The 15,418-nt window shown below is 66.7% G+C and carries 13 protein-coding genes and 1 tRNA gene; 8 read left to right on the top strand and 6 right to left on the bottom strand.

Translation table 11 applies throughout. The annotated features are described in order from the left end of the window. Positions 1-117: 117 nt before the first annotated feature. The 4 genes from paoC to ACFE87_RS02015 all read right to left on the bottom strand — a co-directional run bounded on the left by paoC (position 118) and on the right by ACFE87_RS02015 (position 4,880). Positions 118-2,337, bottom strand: coding sequence for an aldehyde oxidoreductase molybdenum-binding subunit PaoC (gene paoC / locus ACFE87_RS02030; protein WP_375457938.1), 2,220 nt, complete (start codon positions 2,335-2,337; stop codon positions 118-120). Positions 2,338-2,340: 3 nt separating this feature from the next. After that, on the bottom strand, positions 2,341-3,291 hold the full coding sequence (locus ACFE87_RS02025) for an FAD binding domain-containing protein (RefSeq protein ID WP_375457937.1): 951 nt from the start codon (positions 3,289-3,291) through the stop codon (positions 2,341-2,343). Further along, entirely contained in the window at positions 3,288-3,944 is a 657-nt protein-coding gene (paoA, locus tag ACFE87_RS02020; protein ID WP_375458001.1) for an aldehyde dehydrogenase iron-sulfur subunit PaoA, read from the bottom strand. The genes ACFE87_RS02025 and paoA overlap by 4 nt, the downstream gene beginning before the upstream one ends. A 288-nt stretch (positions 3,945-4,232) precedes the next feature. Next, positions 4,233-4,880: an acyltransferase gene (locus ACFE87_RS02015; RefSeq protein WP_375457936.1), complete on the bottom strand. Its 648-nt coding sequence runs from the start codon at positions 4,878-4,880 to the stop codon at positions 4,233-4,235. A 96-nt stretch (positions 4,881-4,976) separates the two neighbouring features. Here ACFE87_RS02015 and ACFE87_RS02010 point away from each other — a divergent pair, with 96 nt between their 5' ends. Continuing rightward, a complete protein-coding gene (locus ACFE87_RS02010) occupies positions 4,977-6,071 on the top strand; it encodes a DegT/DnrJ/EryC1/StrS family aminotransferase (protein ID WP_375457935.1) in 1,095 nt (364 codons plus the stop codon). Here ACFE87_RS02010 and ACFE87_RS02005 read toward each other — a convergent pair. Together ACFE87_RS02005 and ACFE87_RS02000 are read right to left on the bottom strand one after the other, a co-directional pair. Then, positions 6,059-6,991, bottom strand: coding sequence for a hypothetical protein (locus ACFE87_RS02005; RefSeq protein WP_375457934.1), 933 nt, complete (start codon positions 6,989-6,991; stop codon positions 6,059-6,061). The two genes, ACFE87_RS02010 and ACFE87_RS02005, sit on opposite strands and share 13 nt — an antisense overlap. 127 nt (positions 6,992-7,118) lie before the next feature. Next, positions 7,119-7,208, bottom strand: a tRNA-Ser gene (locus ACFE87_RS02000). 262 nt (positions 7,209-7,470) lie between these two features. Here ACFE87_RS02000 and ACFE87_RS01995 point away from each other — a divergent pair. The 7 genes from ACFE87_RS01995 (at position 7,471) to metG (ending at position 15,390) form a co-directional block, all read left to right on the top strand. Further along, entirely contained in the window at positions 7,471-9,501 is a 2,031-nt protein-coding gene (locus tag ACFE87_RS01995; RefSeq protein ID WP_375457933.1) for a hypothetical protein, read from the top strand. A 401-nt stretch (positions 9,502-9,902) separates the two neighbouring features. After that, entirely contained in the window at positions 9,903-10,541 is a 639-nt protein-coding gene (locus ACFE87_RS01990; RefSeq protein WP_375457932.1) for a division plane positioning ATPase MipZ, read from the top strand. Continuing rightward, the gene (locus ACFE87_RS01985) at positions 10,525-10,830 is read left to right on the top strand and encodes a ribbon-helix-helix domain-containing protein (RefSeq protein WP_375457931.1); all 306 of its coding nucleotides are present in this window, start codon (positions 10,525-10,527) and stop codon (positions 10,828-10,830) included. The genes ACFE87_RS01990 and ACFE87_RS01985 overlap by 17 nt, the downstream gene beginning before the upstream one ends. Before the next feature lie 378 nt (positions 10,831-11,208). Continuing rightward, positions 11,209-12,033 carry a septal ring lytic transglycosylase RlpA family protein gene (locus ACFE87_RS01980; protein ID WP_375457930.1) on the top strand — a complete coding sequence of 275 codons (825 nt, stop codon included), beginning with the start codon at positions 11,209-11,211 and terminating at the stop codon, positions 12,031-12,033. Between the two features lie 52 nt (positions 12,034-12,085). Continuing rightward, a complete protein-coding gene (gene tmk / locus ACFE87_RS01975) occupies positions 12,086-12,784 on the top strand; it encodes a dTMP kinase (protein WP_375457929.1) in 699 nt (232 codons plus the stop codon). Further along, positions 12,774-13,817 carry a DNA polymerase III subunit delta' gene (locus ACFE87_RS01970; RefSeq protein ID WP_375457928.1) on the top strand — a complete coding sequence of 348 codons (1,044 nt, stop codon included), beginning with the start codon at positions 12,774-12,776 and terminating at the stop codon, positions 13,815-13,817. The genes tmk and ACFE87_RS01970 overlap by 11 nt, the downstream gene beginning before the upstream one ends. 28 nt (positions 13,818-13,845) lie before the next feature. Beyond that, on the top strand, positions 13,846-15,390 hold the full coding sequence (gene metG, locus ACFE87_RS01965) for a methionine--tRNA ligase (RefSeq protein ID WP_375457927.1): 1,545 nt from the start codon (positions 13,846-13,848) through the stop codon (positions 15,388-15,390). Positions 15,391-15,418 lie beyond the last annotated feature (28 nt).

The raw sequence follows: 15,418 nt of genomic DNA, 5'->3' as shown, positions 1-15,418 counted from the left end.
CTGACTGACCGCCGTACGGGCGCTGTCCTCAGCGTCTCCGGACACGAAGTGCCTCCGTCAGGGTAACGCCGTTGGCGACACGAAACACGCCCACGCGTCAGCCCTGCCTCTCTCGCCTTACGCCGCGTCAGGCATCCGGTCAAGAAGCTTGTCGAGCGTAATCGGGTAATCACGCACACGGATCCCGGTCGCGTTGTAGATCGCGTTTGCGACCGCGGCACCAACGCCGCAGATCCCGAGTTCCCCGACGCCTTTCGCCTTCATGGGCGACGACATCGGATCCGTCTCGTCCATGAAGATGACCTCCTGGTGCGGGATGTCGGCATGGACCGGCACCTCGTAGCCGGCAAGGTCGTGGTTGACGAAGAACCCACGCCGCGTGTCAACTTCGAGTGCCTCCATCAGCGCACCTCCGACCCCCATGGTCATGGCGCCGATCACCTGGTTCCTGGCCGATTTGGGATTGAGAATCCGACCGGCAGCGCAAACCGCGAGCATGCGCCGGACGCGCGTCTCTCCCGTATAGGCGTCGACCCCGACCTCGACGAAATGCCCTGCGAAGGTAGATTGCTGCTGCTTCTTGGCGAGGTCACCATACTCCATGTGGTCCTGGGCCGTGAGCTCGCCGCCCGCCGCCGCCTGGGCCAGGGAAGCGCGGCGGTTGCCGGCGCGAACCTCGCCGTCCGAAAAGACGATGTCGGCCGAGTTGAAGCCGAGCTTCTGGGCAACGGCGTCGCGCAGCTTGACGCAGGCCGCATAGACGCCCGCCGTGGAGCTGTTGGCGCCCCATTGCCCGCCTGACCCGGCGGAGGCTGGGAAATCGGAATCGCCGAGCCGGACCACCACCTTGTCAAGCGGCACGCCCATCATCTCCGCCGCGGTCTGGGCGATGATGGTGTAGCTCCCGGTGCCGATATCGGTCATGTCGGTCTCGACAGTGACGATGCCGCGTCCATCGAGCCGGACGCGGGCGCCGGACTTCTGCAGCAGATTGTTGCGGAAGCCCGCAGCCACACCCATGCCGACGAGCCAGTTTCCGTCCCGGGTCTGCCCGGGCTGGGCGTTGCGCCTCGACCAGCCGAACCGTTCCGCCCCCAGCTTAAGGCAGCCCACCAGGTCTCGCTGGGAGAAGGTCCGCTCCGGCTTCTCCGGGTCGACCTGCGTGTCGTTGCGGATGCGGAACTCGACTGGGTCCAGACGCAGCCGTTCGGCCATTTCGTCCATGGCGATCTCGAGCGCCATCAGGCCCGGCGCTTCGCCCGGCGCCCGCATCGCGTTGCCTTCCGGCAGATCGAGATGGGCAAGCTTCAAAACGGCGAGCCGGTTTGCGCCCGCGTAAAGAAGCTTGGTCTGTTGGGTTGCCGTCTCCGGCTTGCCGTCAGCCAGGTTGCCGGAGGTGCTCTCGTGGGCGATCGCCGTAATCTTGCCGTCCGGCGTGGTGCCGATCCGAATGCGCTGGATCGTCGCCGGCCGATGCGTCGTATTGTTGGCGATCAACGGGCGGGTGAGCCCGACCTTGACGGGCCGCCTCGCTGCCTTGGCAGCCAGCGCCGCAAGCACGGCGTCGGCCCTGATGAACAGCTTTCCGCCGAACCCGCCCCCGATATAGGGGGAGTCGAGCCGCACGTTCTCGGCCGGGATGCCGAGGATCTTGGCGATGCTCCCCTTGCCCCAGGCGATCATCTGGTTCGACGTCCAGAGCGTGAGCTTGTCGCCGTCCCAGGCCGCGACGGTCGCATGGGGCTCCATGGCGGCGTGGCTTTCGTCCGGTGTGGTGTAGGTCTCGTCGAGTTTCACCGGCGCCGCCGCGAACGCGGCCTCGAAGTCGCCGACCCGTTCCTCCGGCCCGCCGCCGCTGCCCTCGCCGCTATCGGCCGCGACGGGCTCCGCCCGCGGCGCCTCGGCCGCCAGATCGTACTTCCCCGCTTCCGGAGCATAGTCGACGCGGATGAGGAAGGAGGCGGCGCGAGCTTGTTCGAAGCTCTCGGCCACGACCACCGCGATCGCCTGATGATAGTGCTGGATCTCCGCGCCGCCGAACAAATAGGCCGCGTTCTGTATGCCCCGCTCGAGGCGGGGCGTCTCGAGCGTCGTCACGATCGCCACAACGCCTGGCGCTCGCTTGGCCTCGTCCAGATGCATGGCCCTGATCCGGCCCTTGGCGATCCCCGACCCGACGACGAAACCGTAGGCCTGATTGGGCGCCACATCGTGGCGTTCATAGGCGTATGGCGCGGTGCCGGTGGTCTTGTACTTTCCCTCGATGCGATCGGTCGGCTTGCCGATCACCTTGAGCTGGTCGATCGGGTTGGTCGTGGCGGGAGTGTCGAACTTCATGGCTCAGGCCCTCGCTTCGGACAGCACGGCGCTCAGCGTCCGCGCAACGAGCGATATCTTGAAAGCGTTCTCGTGAGTGGGCTTCGCGCCGTCGAGCATCGCGGCAGCGGCCACCTTTGCGCCACGCGAAAGCTGGGACTCGGCCGCCTCGACGCGCCAGGGCTTGTGGGCGACGCCGCCGACCGCGACGCGCCCGGATCCGTCCTTCTGGACGATGGCTGCGACCGAGACGAGGGCGAATGCGTATGAGGCCCTGTCGCGCACTTTGCGGTAGATGTGTTTTCCGCCAACAGGTTTCGGCAGGGTCACCGCCGTGATCAGCTCGCCCTTGTCGAGCGCGTTCTCGATATGCGGCGTGTCGCCCGGCAGACGATGGAATTCGGCCATCGGGATCGATCGCGTCACGCCGTCCGCCTTCACGGTCTCCACCGTCGCGTCGAGCGCCCGCATGGCCACCGCCATGTCGGACGGGTTGGTGGCGATGCACGCCTCGCTCGACCCGATTACGGCGAGCCCTCGGCTGACGCCGCCGAGCGCCGAACAGCCCGAGCCCGGCTCGCGCTTGTTGCAGGGCTGGGCGGTGTCGTAGAAATACGGGCAACGCGTGCGCTGCAGGAGATTGCCGGCGGTGGTCGCCTTGTTGCGGAGCTGGCCGGACGCGCCGGCCAGCGTCGCACGGGAAAGAACGCCGTAGTCGCGCCGCACCCGCTCGTTCGCCGCCAGATCGGTGTTGCTGACGAGGGCGCCGACCCGAAGACCGCCGTCCGCCGTCGTCTCGATCATGTCGAGCTTGAGCCCGTTCACGTCGACAAGATGCGTCGGCGTCTCGATCTGAAGCTTCATCAGATCGAGCAGGTTCGTTCCCCCGGCGATGAACTTGGCGCCGGGCGTGCGCGCAACCGCTGCCGCCGCCTCGGCCGGCGTGGTCGCGCGCTCATAAGTAAAGGGCTTCATCCTTGCCTCCTGGTCGACTGCGGTCCGGCAACCTCGGTCATCGCCTCGACAATGTTGGAATAGGCGCCGCACCGGCAGATGTTGCCGCTCATCCGCTCGCGGATCTCCGCCTCGCTGAAACGCACGGGCGAGGTCAGATCGGCCGTTACGTGGCTCGGGATGCCGGCCTTGATCTCGCCGAGCACTGCCACGCCCGACACGATCTGCCCGGGGGTGCAGTAGCCACACTGGTACCCGTCATGCTTGATGAAGGCCGCCTGCATCGGATGGAGATTGTCGGGCGTGCCAAGTCCCTCGATCGTCGTGACCTCGCCGCCCTGGTGCATCACGGCGAGCGTCAGGCAGGAATAGATCCGCACGCCGTCCACGATCACCGTGCAGGCGCCGCACTGGCCGTGGTCGCAGCCCTTCTTGGAGCCGGTGAGGTGAAGGTGCTCGCGCAGCATGTCGAGCAGCGTCGTTCGCGTGTCGAGGTCGAGCGCCTGCGCCCTTCCATTCACGTTGACAGACACGCGGGCCATCGTCGGAAGCACCGAGTTGGCCTGCTGAGCCGTTGCGCTGGACGAGGCGCCGGCGGCGGCAACCGCCACGGAGGCAGCCGTACCCGCCATTACGGCACGCCGGTTTACGTCAAGGTCGCCGGGAACCGGCATCAAGGCCTCCATTTGTGTGATCGTGTCCGCCTGCACTCGACGCTATTCCGAGAGCGATCGCGGCTTCTGCGGTCAAAGATCGGACCGGCCGCATGTTCCGGGTCGGTACTGGATCATCAGGCGGGCGCACGAAGACGTGAGGTCCGACCCGACCCGGATCTGGCGCAGGTGTCGGCCGAACGAGCAGGTCAGCCGGCAATGCCCGTCTGGCGAACGGGGGACCGCACGAGCCAAGCCTGACGCGGCCAGCTCGACTATCGGCGGCGTCGAAGGCCTTGGGTGACTGCGCTACCCATCTAGAATCTCATCACCTGGGCGCGCGGCGGCGCCGACAAGTCGTTCCTCGCGCAGGAGGTCGGCCTCGCGCTCCAGCATGGCGCGGCTTCGATCTCGCAGCCTGCGAGCGGGAACCCCGGCATAGATGCCCCAGGGCGCGAGGTCCTGCTTGACCAGCGAGAGCGAGCCGACGGTCGCGCCTTCTCCGATCACGAGTCCGGGCAATACGATCGTCGATGCTCCCAGAACGACGTGCCGCCCGATCGTCACGGGACCCGATGTTATCGCGAGGTATTTCTCCGGCACGGTTGGGCCGGTAAGGGCGGCTCCGCTGTAATCGTCGTTCCTCGTGTAGACGGTAACGCCGCGGCTCAGGCCGACAAAGTCCTCGATCACCAGACCTGCGGCGCCCGAGAGGAAAACGTATCCGGCGATATGCACATGATCGCCGATCCTGATCGATCCCGAGCCTGCGATGAGGCAGGTGAACGGATCGATGCGCACGTTGCTGCCGACCGACAGTCGATCGAGGCCGACCATCACGCAGGTGCTGTGGACGGCTACGTTGCGGCCCACGCTCGCAATCCCAAGCGCCCGCAATGCGTCCTCGTTGAGATACGAACCACCGTAAGTGATCACGACCGGGTGCTCCTGAGCCAACCGTCTCGGTCCTTGGGCGGTCGCCGTGGTAGGCTACCGCTCGAACGGAACATGAGCCAGCGCCGAGCCGCTGCCTGCGGGACGGGGAACAGGCTGATGAAGCGCTTAGTGTATCCGGAGGTGCCCAGCCCGGAAGCTTGGCTTCCCTTTCTCCGCCTGAGCTACGATGCGGGCTATTACAGCAATTTCGGCCCCAATTCCTGCATCTTCGAAGCGGAGTTGAAGGCGTTTCTCGGCACCCGTCGGGACGTCGTGACGGTCGCGAATGCCACGGTGGGCTTGGCCGCGACCCTGCTGGCGATGAACGTCCGAGGCTTGGTCGCCATCCCTGCTTTCACCTTTCCCGCGACGGCGAGCGCTGTCTATCAGGCCGGATGTGACCCCATCGTGGTCGATGTGTGCGAGCGAAGCTGGGAGATGGATCCGGCGGAGCTCAACCGGGTGCTGGACCAGCACTCCGTCGCGGCCATCATCCATGTGCGTCCATTCGGGCTTTCTCGCGACCTCGACGGCATCGGGACCATCGCCAGAGTCCGGGGCTTGCCGCTGATCGTCGACGCGGCGGCCGGGTTTGGCGGGCGAACAGGCCGCGACCAACCCGCCGGGGACGCCGGCGTGGCCGAGGTGTTCTCCTTCCACGCGACGAAGCCGCTCGGCGTAGGCGAGGGCGGGGCCGTCATCGCGGAGTCTGGACTCGCCGCCGAAATCCGCAACGTCACCAATTTCGCGCTCGGTCGAGGAAAGGGCGATCTGCGGTGGGGCGTGAACGGCAAGATGAGCGAGTTCCACGCTGCCGTCGGTCGCGCAGCGCTCGCCGGGCACGCTGAGCGCCTTGCCCGGCGCGGGAGGCAAGTGCGGCGTTTCTCGGAACTCCTCGACATGCCGGGAACCGTGCTGCCCTACGATCCCGGCTCGCCTCCCTGGCAGGTTCTTCCGGTTCGGCTCCCGGGGTCGGATGCCGGCGCCGCAAAAGCGGCCCTGGCGTCGGTCGGCTACGAGACGCGGGTCTATTACGAGCCGGCCATCGCGGGCCTCGGCCAAGCGTCGCCGCCGCCGGTTGCGACGCGGCTCGCTCGCGAGATGTTGAGCCTTCCCATCGGCCCGCACATCGACGATGCCGATCAGGACGCAATCGCAGGTGCTCTCAGGGCGTTCCTGGGCCAGCCTGTTGCCGCCACTCAGGCGAGCTGAAACGGGAACTCGGAACCGAAGTTGTCGCGGACAAAACGCTGTAGCATCAGGTTGCTGCCGCTGAGGTCCTGGCCGAGAAATTCCGAATACGCGTCCGCACCTGTGAAGATCCTGTTCCGGTCGACGACGTCCGGTCGAAGATAGTGCAGGATGCGGATATCAGCGAGAGCGTCGGGGTATCGCGCATCAGCGCTGGGATCGTTTGGAAAGTTGTAGGTCAAGGGCAAGGGGATCGCGTTGAGGTCGAGGTCCGTGACCGCCAGGGTGAGAGCAACTTGCGCCGAGAAATAGGGATCATGCATGCGCTCCGCTGCTGATTGCCTGAGGGCCCTGTAGCGGGCTCGAAACAGCGGCAGGATCGACCCTGCAATGAAGACGACGCCGAAATTGACGTAGAAGGGACCTTTCGCACGCTCCGGCTCGTCGGGAGAGGCGAGAGTGTATGTGTGGTCGAACTTGAGGGGCCGCTCGATCAGGCCGGCCGCGAGAGACATCCAATCGCCCATCGAAGCCGGCCCTGTCCCTGTCGGGAAGGAGAAGTGAGCGACGGTCCCCGCCACAGCCCGCTCTTCGAACACCCGATCCAGGATCTCCTCCAAAGGGCCGATCGGCATGGTGTCGGCGTCCACCAGCACGACGACGTCCGTATCGACCGGCGCTGACCACAGCCTGGTGTCGCCCTGGGCGAAATAGCCGTGCTGTTCGAAGTCGCGTTGCTTGAGAAACAGCAATTCCACGTCGCTCAATGCGGCATGCCATCGGCGAAAGGCGTCCATATCCACTGGTCCGCCAAAAAAGACGCGGAGGTCCGGGCGCCAATTCGTCCAGCGAAGGCGGGTGAGGGCGAGGCGAAAGGCGGCGATCTGCGAGAAGAAGCCGGCATTCGGGCTCGCTGGAGCGAGGAACGTGACGTGTCGCACGAATGTTCACGCAAGTGGGAGAGATCGGCGAACCAAGTCGAGCCTAGCTGCCATCGATACGATCACGCCACTCTCTCCCGCTGTATCGGGGCGGGCAGAATGGCTTGGAACAGCCCGTATCGAGAAATGGCGGAAGGGGTGGGATTCGAACCCACGGTGGAGTCGCCCCCACGGCGGTTTTCAAGACCGCTGCCTTAAACCGCTCGGCCACCCTTCCAAATGCCGGAACCACGAGGTTCGGGGCCCACCGGCCCGATCGGGACTTTCGCTCGCCACCGGTTTCGACCCGTCAGCCGACGATCTTGTCTATGGCCCCGCGAAGAGCGGCGTCAACCGTCGCGGCGGCGCCGGGATGCGACGACGAACCAACCTCCTTGACCGACACGAACGGACTGTCCCTCCTGCCGACCGCGGCCCCCTTTCCGCGGGCAGGTCCGGCGGAACGCGCGCCTTCTCTCCCGCTCCTGAGGGGTGATGTCATGAACTCCCATCTTCTGGCCTTCGCTGCCGCAGCCGCGGTTGCACTCACCGGGTCGGTCGTCAAGGCCCAGCCGCTTGCACCGCCGCGCTACCAGACTCCGGCCGCGAACGACAATTCGGACCGCGCCGCCACCACGGCCTTCGTGCGGGCGACCCTTGGCGGCGGGCTGCCCTTCGCGACCGACCCGCTCAAAGTCGCCCCCGGGCAGATGTTCGTCGGCCCGAGCGGGGCCAACCCCTTCGCAGGTCCCTATCCGGCGCATCTGAGCGGGATCGGGGGAACGGGCTTCTACGACGCCGGCTACCTCGGACAGAACGGCATGTTCATGCCGAACGGCACGATGACGGTTGGTCTGCCCCATCCCTACGGCAACATGACGACGGGCAGCACCGGCATGTTCGCGGTCGGCTCGTCCCGGTCCGGCTGCGTCTCCGGCTACACGGATCCGTCCCAGGTCGCCGGCTATTACGAGAACGGTGCGGCGGCGATCTGCAGTTCCGCCGACAGCCAGCCCCTGATGGGCATGGCTGTCGGCACCTTCACGGCGACGACCTTCACGCCGAGCGCCCCGATCGTGCAGACGTCATCGCTGTTCATCAAGAAAGGGATGTGGCTCCGGACGGCCGACGATCCGCCGATCAACGGGCAGGTGACCGCGGTCACGGTGAATGGCTCGGGCGGCGTCACGCAGATCACCGTCGCCGGCTGGTATCAGATCAACGCGGGCGGATATCGTCAGGTGGGTGGCGTCACGCCTGCGTCCGGGCGGATCTACATCAATCCGCAGGACAAGCAGTGGGTGAACCTGCCGGCGCTGTTCCTGAACTCCTTCTCGACGACCGGCAACGTCACGTCGGGCAGCGCCACGATCACGGGCGTCGCCTCGACGAACGGCATCATGCCGAATGGGCAACTGCTCTTCACGGGCGCGGCCTACGCCACCTCGCTGTTCCCGGCCGGGACCTACGTGAAGGACATCGATCCGGTCGCGAACACGATCACGGCGTCGAAGAATGCGACCGGCAGCGCGACCGGCGTTGCCGTCGCGATGACGGCCGGGACGCAGATGAACCATGGCGTCGTCGCCGAACTCGACATCTTCAACAAGGTGCCGTTCCTGCCCACCATCACGAAGGGAACGCTCACCACCACGGCCGACAGCTACACGATCACGGGGGTCACGAACGCGGCCGATCTTCGCCCATACATGTACCTTTTCGCCCCCGGCATCCCCGGAGGGCTCGCGGCCATCACGTCGATCGACGTAGCGACGGGCGCGGTCCGGATCAACTCCAAGGCGAGTTCGAGCGGGACCGCCGCCTACACGGCGACCTATTCCGTCGAAGAGGGTGGCACGGCCGTCGACTGCGCCGGCATCGATCAGGATGGCAATTCCTGCTATCTCCAGAGGGGCAACGTCGCTTTCGGCTTCAAATCGGCGGGTGCCCGCGAGGCAGCCTTCCTCCTCCGCCCGAACGGCTTCGCCCCGATCCCGAAATGGGGTTTTGCGGTCGACCATCAGGTCAACCCGGCGGCCACGAGCGTCGCCGACTTCGCGGTGCTGGGAACTGACGGCCTTCCGCTTTGGAAGGTGGACAGTTTTGGCAACTCGACCGGCGCGAGCTTCGCGTCCTTGGCAGATTACAAGGTCGGTTCGACGACGGTCCTCGACAACACGCCGTGGAGTGCGTTCACGCCGGCCGTCGCGAATACCGGCGGCGCCCTGACCGGTATCGCCTCGGCATCCATTCGCACGAAGCGCGTCGGGACCGTCATGCACGTCCAGGGCATGGTCACGATCACGACCAACGGGCCCACGACGGCCGGCCCCCTCACCATATCCGTTCCGCCGGCTGCCTATCCCGCGATCAGGGCCACGGTTCATGGCCACATGAGCGGCGGGCTAGCCCTCACCGGCTTCATCGCCGGAGGCGGGGCATTCGTCACGCTCACCAAGTATGACGGCACCTATCCCGGAGGCGACGGCATGACGATCGACTTCGCCGCCGCCTGGGAGGTCGCGCCGTGAGGCCGCCGAGATCTTTGCTGCGGCGGTCAGCCCTGGGTCTCGCCATCCCCGGTTAGCCGACAGCCTCCGCCGAAGTCGAAACTTGGAGCCTTCCTCGGCGAAGCAGGAGGCCAGAGCCAGGCTCTTTCTGCGTCCTCCGATCCCGTCATCACAGCAGTCCTTGATGCCAGGAGCCGGCCATACCCGGATCCCCGGATGCAGGGATCACCGCCGCACAGGATCATCGGCTCCGGTCATCGTCGGGCCGGTACGCCGACGCGCTTAACCGGACGTTAACCATGATGCCCGACACCTGATGATGTCCTTGGGTCCAAGGATCGCATGATCCGAGGCCCCCAGAATAACCGAGCGGAGCCGAAGCGGCCGGCCGGTTTTCGTGACCCGGTGAGAAAGGAACGCCGATGAAGGCGATCACATTCGTGACCCAGAAGGGTGGCAGCGGCAAGAGCACCTTGTGCATCTCGCTGGCTGTCGCCGCCCAGGAGGCGGGCCGATCGGTCTGCATCCTCGAAATGGACCGTCAGGCGACGGTCACGGACTGGGCCGAGCACCGGAGGGCGGAGACGCCCGAGGTCGCCCAGATCGATGCGACGCAGCTCGACGACATCATGCAGCGGCTGCGCGCATCCGATTTCGACTATGTTTTCATCGACACGCCGGGCGTCGACAGCCCGGGCAGCCTCGCGGCCATCCGCGCAGCCGATCTCTGCGTCGTCCCATGCCGGCCGACCCCGGCCGACCTGCGCGCGTTCAAGCCGACGCTGGCCGCCATCTACCGGCTCGAGAAGAAGTTCGCCTTCGTGCTGAACCAGACGCCGCCGCGGAGCTACCGCGTCCGCGACGCGGCGGACGGGCTCGCAGTCCTCGGCGTCCTCCCGGACGTCAACATCGTCATGCGGAACGACCACCAGGACGCGCTGGGCATGGGCCAGGGCGTCACCGAGTATAACCCGGCCGGAATGGCGGCCGCCGAGATCCGAAGCCTCTGGTCATGGATCGCCAAGCGAACGCAAGGATTGCAGAATGTCAAAGCCGCCTAAGCTCAGTCTTGCTTCGATCGTCGCCGCCGCGGCGCCTCCGAGCCGGCAGAGCGCCGAAATCGTCCAGCTCTCATCGGGCGGTCCGGCGGCAGGCTCGAATCCCCGCGGCACCCTGAAGGAACGGGCAAAACAGCTCTCGGTCTATCTCGAGCCGCCGGTCTACGATCAGCTGCGGGATATGGCCTATTCGGAAAGGGCGAAAATTCATCAGCTTATGCTGGAAGCCCTCGACCTCTTATTCAAGGCGAGGGGGGCGCTGTCGATCGACCAGCTCAATCCGCCCCGTTAGATCCTGTCGTGGATGAAGTCAGCCCGTGATCGCTTTGCGATCGCGGGCTTTTTCGGTCGGAACGTTACTCGACGGGGATTTCGGCTTCAGGCCCGCGACAGTGAGTAGCTCACACGACGGTCGAGGCCCAGGCTTGAACGCAGGGCGAGATGCTCAGGGGTGCCGGTCGCTCGGATCGCGAGGAATTTCTTAAGGTCACGGTCACAAAGTGCCGGCTTCGAGGCGCCGGGATGGCCGGCACGCGCGGTCGAGACCGCGCTGATCGCCGGAGATGTGAGTTGCGAAAGCGAGTTCGGTCGATACTGCGGAAGGCAGGTCGAACGTCATGGAGCGACGGGTCCAAGGCCCGTCGGAGCTCGGCGGCCCGCGCCTGCCTGGTTGCCTGCCGGGACCGCGCTCGTCGTCGCGAATTGCGCCGGTTCGCCAACGGTCTCCGGACGTCACGCCAGCGAGTTGAAATACGGGGTGAAATCGAGCCCGCGCGTGATCCCGGAGGGTGAGCCGATCCCCAAAGGGGGAGGGCGGGAGATGGTCGGCAAGCCGTATGTCGTCGCCGGCCGAACCTACATGCCCCATCCGGGCCGTGGCTATGACCGGGAGGGCTGGGCCTCCTGGTACGGCACCGCCTTCCACGGCCGCCTCACAGCCAATGGCGAGATCTTCGACCGATCCTCGATCGCGGCCGCGCATCCGACGCTGCCACTCCCAAGCTACGTGCGGGTCACGAATGTCGTGAATGGGCGTTCGATGATCGTGCGGGTCAACGACCGCGGTCCCTATGAACAAAGCCGCATCATCGACCTGTCGGAGCGAGCGGCCGACGCACTCGGCTTCCGGCGCAAGGGAACCGGCCGGGTTCGAGTCCAGTATGTCGGCAAGGCTGCGCTCGGGGGCAGCGACGACGAGAGGCTGATGGCGAGCCTCACCTCGGACGGGACGCCGGCTTCGATCTCGCCCGGCCCCCGCGGGGTCATGCTGGCCGGATTGTCGGAACAGGCTCGTCCCGCCGACATCAGGCGATCGGAGCCGGCCCGGAGCGATCGCAAACCGCTTCCGGAATTCGCCGAGCCCGTTCTTCCCGGCTCGGCCGCCGCTCGCCCCACACGGGTCGCGGCGGGGGAGGCGCCCGCCCGGCCCGAGCCGGAGCGCCGCCCGATGGATATCCGGCCGCCGGCCCGCCCCGAGGTCGCCGGGATCTACTGACAGGATTCCGGTCCCGCCTTCTCATCGGTGGGCGGACCCGCTAACCACGGCCATGGCCGAGACCTCCGCCTGCCGGATCGACGCGCCCCCCCTCGGCCGCTTCATTTCCTTTGAAGGCGGCGAGGGCGCCGGGAAGTCGACCCAGATTCAACGACTTCGACACCGACTTGCCGCGCATGGCTTCGACACCATCGTGACGCGCGAACCCGGCGGCTCACCTCGGGCGGAAGAGATCCGCGCTATCCTGCTGTCAGGACGCGCGAAAGGGCATGGGGCACTCGCCGAGACTCTGCTCTTTGCGGCGGCGCGGGCTGATCATGTCGACCACACGATCGAGCCTGCTCTCGGGCGAGGGGCGTTCGTGCTTTGCGACCGGTTCATCGACTCGACCCGCGTCTACCAGGGCGCGCTCGCGGGGCTGCCGGACACGGTTCTCGGCGCCCTAGAGCGAGCCACCATCGGCGACACCCGGCCGGACCTGACGCTGATCCTCGACCTCCCGGTCGAGATCGGGCTTGTCCGGGCTGGAGCGCGGCGCACCGCGAGGGGGGAGACCGTGGACCGGTTCGAGGCGGAAGACGCGAGCTATCATGCCGAAATCCGCCGGGCGTTCCTCGCCATCGCGCAACGCGAACCGGAGCGCTGCGTCGTGGTCGACGCGGGCGGTTCTCCGGATGAGGTCGAGGCCCGGATCTGGTCCGCCGTCGAGGCTCGGCTCGGTGGTTGGAAGAGGGCGAGCCGTGTCGGCTGAGCCACTCAGCGAGGAGGTTCCGCATCCGCGCGACCGGCACGTCCTCATCGGCCAGGGTCACGCGGCAGCGACCTTGCTCGAGGCGGAGGGGGCAGGGCGGCTTCACCATGCCTGGCTGATCGGCGGGCCGGAGGGGATCGGCAAGGCAACGCTCGCCTACCGCTTCGCACGTTGGCTTCTCGCACCGGCGGCCGAGAGGGTCGCGGGAGAGGACGGGCTATCCGTCGATCCCGCAGGCCGGACGGCTCGGCAGATCACGGCCGGGTCGCACCCGAACCTGCTCATCCTCGAACGTGCCTCCCCGGATGGCGAGAAGGCGGCCCCGAAGACGATCTCGGTCGATGCCGTCCGAAAGGCGCTCTCCTTCTTCGCCTCGACCGCCGCGGACGGAGGGCGGCGCATCTGCATCATCGATGCGCTCGACGATCTCACCCCACCGGCCGCGAACGCGCTTCTGAAGACGGTCGAGGAGCCGCCCACCCGCGGGCTTGTCCTCATCGTCAGCCATGCGCCGCGGCGCGCCTTGCCGACGATCCGCTCACGCTGCCGCAAGCTCGCCTTGCAGCCGCTTTCGAGCGTTGATGTCGGCCAGGTGCTGAGGACGCTCGGACCCGGAATTCAGGGTATCCCGGACGAACGATTGACGCGCGCGGCCGAATCCTCGGACGGATCGGTCGCCCGCGCCCTGACGCTCCTCGACGGCAAACGCCTCGCGCTCCTCGATGAGCTGAACCGCTTGCTGGACGACCTCCCCGGCACCCCGCTCCCGCGCATCCTCACCCTCGCCGAGAAGCTCGGTGACCGCCGGGCCGAGCAGGATTTCGGCTTTGCCATCCAATCGCTCCTACGATGGCTTGAACGACGCGTCGAGGCCGGGCAGCATCTCGGGGCGGCGCGCCTTGCCCCCCTCGCGGAGGTATGTGAAAACGTGACCGAGGCTGCCCGATCGGTTGAGGTCTACAACCTCGAGCGGCGTGCTTTCATCGTGTCGATCTTCGGGGATCTGGCCGAGGCGGTCCGAGCGGCGGCCTGAAGCCGCTCCGGTTCAGTGCAGGTTCCGGATGGCCCGCCCGGCCTATTACATCACCACCGCCATCTCCTACCCGAACGGCCTGCCGCATATCGGGCACGCCTACGAGGTGATCGCGGCGGACGCGATCGCCCGCTTCAAGCGGATCGACGGCTTCGACGTCTTCTTCATGACGGGGACCGACGAGCACGGGCTCAAGATCCAGCAGACCGCGGACCGGGCCGGCACCACGCCGCAGGCCTTCGTCGACGAGATGGCGCCGAAATTCCGCGACGTCGCAACGCTCCTCGACTGTTCCTTCGACCGTTTCATCCGGACCACGGACCCGGATCATCGACGGGCGAGCGAAGAGGTCTGGCGCCGGATGCTGGCGGCCGGCGACATCTACCCGTCGAAATATGCCGGCTGGTACTCGGTCCGGGACGAGGCCTATTTCGACGAATCCGAATTGGCGACGGCGCCTGACGGGAGCCGTCTCGCCCCGACCGGCAGTCCGGTCGAGTGGGTGGAGGAGGAGAGCTACTTCTTCCGCCTCTCGGCCTATGGTGATCGCCTGCTCGCGCATTACGGCGAGCATCCGGACTTCATCGGCCCGGAGACGCGCCGGAACGAGATCGTGGCCTTCATCAATCGGGGCCTCGAGGATCTCTCGATCAGCCGCACGACCTTTGCCTGGGGCGTGCCCGTGCCGGATGACCCGGCCCATGTCATGTATGTGTGGGTCGACGCGCTGACGAACTACCTCACGGGCACGGGCTTCCCGGACGAGACCTCGCCGCTCTGGCGTTTCTGGCCGGCCGACCTGCACGTTATCGGCAAGGACATCGTGCGCTTCCACACGGTGTATTGGCCGGCCTTCCTGATGTCGGCGGGACTCGCGCTGCCGAAGCGCGTCTTCGGCCACGGCTTCCTGTTCAACAGGGGCGAGAAGATGTCGAAGTCGGTCGGGAACGTGATCGATCCGATCGCGCTCGCCGGGGTCTACGGCGTCGATCAGTTGCGCTACTTCTTCCTGCGCGAGGTGCCGTTCGGGCAGGACGGGAACTACTCGCACGAGGCGATCGTCACGCGCATCAATGCCGACCTCGCGAACGATCTCGGCAACCTGGCGCAGCGCTCCCTCACCATGATCGCCCGGAATTGCGAGGGAAGGGTGCCCGAAGCGGGCGTCCTCCTGCCGGTCGACGAGGCGCTGCTCGCGCTGGCCGGGAGCCTGCCCGGGAAGGCGAGGGCGGCCATGCAGGACTTTGCCCTCCACACGATCCTGTCCGAGATCTGGGCCGTCGTTGCCGAGACGAACCGCTATTTCGCGTCACAGGAACCTTGGATCCTCCGAAAACAGGATCCTGCCCGGATGGCGACGGTGCTCTACGTGACGGCCGAGACGCTCCGGGCGATCGGGATCCTCGCCCAGCCCTTCATTCCGCGGGCGGCGGCGAAACTCCTCGACCTCCTGGCCGTTGCCGACGACCAGCGTTCGCTGGCGGATGTCGGGGAGCCCGGCCGGCTTGTCGCCGGGACCGGACTGCCTGCCCCGCAGGCGATATTTCCCCGCTACGTCGAAGCCGAGGGCTGAGGCGGAGCCGTCTCCCGAAGCCGTCGCC

It is taken from the genome of uncultured Enterovirga sp., assembly GCF_964242715.1.
Taxonomy (GTDB): domain Bacteria; phylum Pseudomonadota; class Alphaproteobacteria; order Rhizobiales; family Beijerinckiaceae; genus Enterovirga.
Note: the sequence above shows the minus strand (reverse complement) of the source record. Positions and strands in the feature narration are given on the sequence as shown.